This window comes from Streptomyces sp. NPDC021100 (assembly GCF_044333095.1).
Lineage (GTDB): Bacteria > Actinomycetota > Actinomycetes > Streptomycetales > Streptomycetaceae > Streptomyces.
The window spans coordinates 1-2,871 of sequence record NZ_JBIRQH010000051.1 but is presented as its reverse complement, the minus strand read 5'-3'; the positions used below and the strand labels follow the sequence as shown (position 1 = coordinate 2,871).

At 67.0% G+C, this 2,871-nt stretch carries 2 protein-coding genes; both read left to right on the top strand.

From position 1 onward, the window contains the following. Positions 1-1,289 (top strand): phosphopantetheine-binding protein (locus ACH4PU_RS36140; protein WP_398282320.1); only part of this gene is annotated, 1,289 nt, incomplete at its 5' end. Between the two features lie 101 nt (positions 1,290-1,390). Beyond that, a partial coding sequence (locus ACH4PU_RS36135) for a condensation domain-containing protein (RefSeq protein WP_398282317.1) occupies positions 1,391-2,871 on the top strand: 1,481 nt, incomplete at its 3' end.

Genomic DNA, 2,871 nt, shown 5'->3' with positions numbered 1-2,871 from the left:
GGCAGACCGCTGATGTCGGACTGAGCGACCGGGTACGGCTGGACTGCCGGCCCGCCGACGACACCGAGGGGCTTCCGACGGAATTCTTCGACACCATCGTGCTGAATTCGGTGGTGCAGTACTTCCCGACGGGTGATTACCTGGCGCGGGTGCTGGACGGGGCACTGCGTCTGCTCAGGCCGGATGGACGGCTGATCGTCGGCGATGTGCGTCACCTCGGCACTGCGCGGACATTCCAGACGGCCGTTCAAGCGCATCGGATCATGGCGGACATCGGTTCGGCCCGGCTGGAGGCGGCCGTCGACCAGGCGATGCGTTCCGAGCCGGAACTTCTGATCGCGCCGGAATTCTTCCTCGGGCTCGCCGAGACCGATGACCGGGTAGGTGAGGTGGACATCCGCCTCAAGCGGGGCGCCCACCACAACGAGCTGACGCGACACCGGTACGAGGTCGTGCTCCACGGGGCCGCCGCCGGGGCGCGCTCGCCGGGCGAGTGCGCCGAGCTCGTGTGGGGCCAGGACGTGAAGGACGCGAAGGGCCTGCTGTCGGCGCTGGCCGAGCGCCAGGACGGCGTCCGGGTGAGCGGCATTCCCAATGGCCGCCTGGCGACCGAGATTCGACGGGCATCCGTTGATTCCGGTACGGCCGGCATCACGGATCCGGAAGAGCTTGCCCGTTGGGGCGAACGGCACGGCCTTCGCGTGCTGCTGACCTGGTCGCCGCAGGGGCCGGAATGGTTCGAGGCGGTGCTCCGTCCCGCTGACAGCCCGGTGACGTCAGGGATATACCGGCCGAGCGCGAAGGGACCGTGGACCAACCATCCGGTGACCTCCCGGACCATGGGGTCACTGGCCACGACGGTACGGGCGCATGCGGCCGGACGGCTGCCGGAATTCATGGTGCCGTCCGCGGTCGTCGTACTCGACCAGGTGCCCTTGACCTCGAACGGAAAGCTGGACCGCAAAGCCCTGCCGGCTCCGGACTACGCCGTCCTCAGCGGTGGCCGGCCCCCGCGCACGCACCGGGAAGAGGTGCTCTGCGGCCTGTTCGCCGAAGTGCTGGGCCTTCCCAGTGTCGGGATCGACGACGGTTTCTTCGACCTCGGCGGGCATTCCCTGCTGGTGACCCGGTTGGTCAGCCGGATCCGGAACACCCTGGGGCTGGAGGTGGCCATCGCCACCGTATTCGACGCCCCCACCGTCGAGACATTGGCACAGAGCCTGGAGAGCACTCCGAAGACCCGCCGGACCGCGCTACGACGGATGCCGCGGCCTCAGGAGAACTCCTGACTCCGTCCGCACAAGCGACTCTTTAGCGACTATTCGGCAATTCGGGTAGCCGGCGTATTCAGCGGTGTGATCCGAACCGAAGTGGAAGAAGGTACGTACTCGTGATACCGCTGTCGTTCGCCCAGCGCCGCCTGTGGTTCCTGCACAAGTTGGAAGGCCCGTCGGCCACCTACAACGCGCCGCTGGCGCTTCGGCTGACCGGAAAGCTGGACCGGTCGGCACTGCACACGGCCGTGCTGGACGTGGTGGAACGGCACGAATCGCTGCGCACGGTGTTCCCGGAAGTCGACGGCCGGCCCCGGCAACGCGTCATCGAGCCGCAGCACGTGGCGTTGGCATGGGAGACCGGGGAAGTCACCGAGCAGGAACTGCCGCGGGCGCTGGAGACCGCGGCGCGCCGTACCTTCGACCTCGCCACCGACATACCGATCCGGGCATGGCTGTTCGACATCGTGGACAGCCACGGCTCCGAGGACGAGTGCGTTCTGATGGTGCTGCTGCACCATGTGGTCGGTGACGGATGGTCGATGGGGCCATTGGTCCGGGACATGATCGAGGCGTATGCGGCTCGGTCCGTTGGGCGGGTGCCGGCGTGGTCGGAGTTGCCGGTGCAGTATGCGGATTACACGTTGTGGCAGCGGGAGTTGCTGGGGGATGAGTCTGATCCGGACAGTGTCCTGTCGCGGCAGGTGGCGTACTGGAAGGAGCAGTTGGCGGACCTGCCGGAGCAGCTGAATCTTCCCACCGACCGGCCGCGGCCCGCGGTGGCCTCGTACCAAGGCGCCACACTGAATTTCACGCTGGATGGTGAGCTGCATCGGAACCTGTCCGCCCTTGCGGGCCGTAGTGGCGCGACGGTGTTCATGGTGTTGCAGGCGGGTATGGCGGCGTTGCTGACGCGGCTGGGTGCGGGTACGGACATTCCGTTGGGCAGTGGGCAGGCGGGGCGTACGGATGAGGCGCTGGATGATCTGATCGGGTTCTTCGTGAACACGTTCGTGTTGCGGACGGACACGTCGGGGGATCCGAGTTTCTCGGAGTTGCTGGGGCGGGTCCGGGAGACGAGTCTGGCGGCGTACGCGCACCAGGACGTGCCGTTCGAGTATTTGGTGGAGGTGCTGAATCCGCAGCGCTCCGCCGGGTATCACCCGATGTTCCAGGTCGCCTTGGTCGTGCAGAACGCCCCCGCCACCGATGCCGAATTGCCGGGCCTTCGGATGGCTCAGGTGGACGTCGACACCGGCACCTCCCGGTTCGACATGCTGATCTCCCTGCTTGAACGCCATGACGAGTCCGGGGAGCCGTCGGGCATTGACGCGCTCGTCGAGTACTCGACGGACTTGTTCGACCGTTCCACGGTCGAGATGTTGATGGCCCGGTGGGGGCGACTGCTGCACGAGGTGATGGCGGATCCGGACCGGCCGATCGGACAGGCCGGGATCCTGCTCGACGGTGAGCGGGACCGGCTCGTATCGGACTGGAGCGGTTCTTCCGCTGCGGTGTCTGCCACGTCGTTGGTGGGGTTGTTTGCCGAGCGGGTGCGGTTGGCGCCGGATGCGGTGGCTGTTGAGGTCTGTGGTGG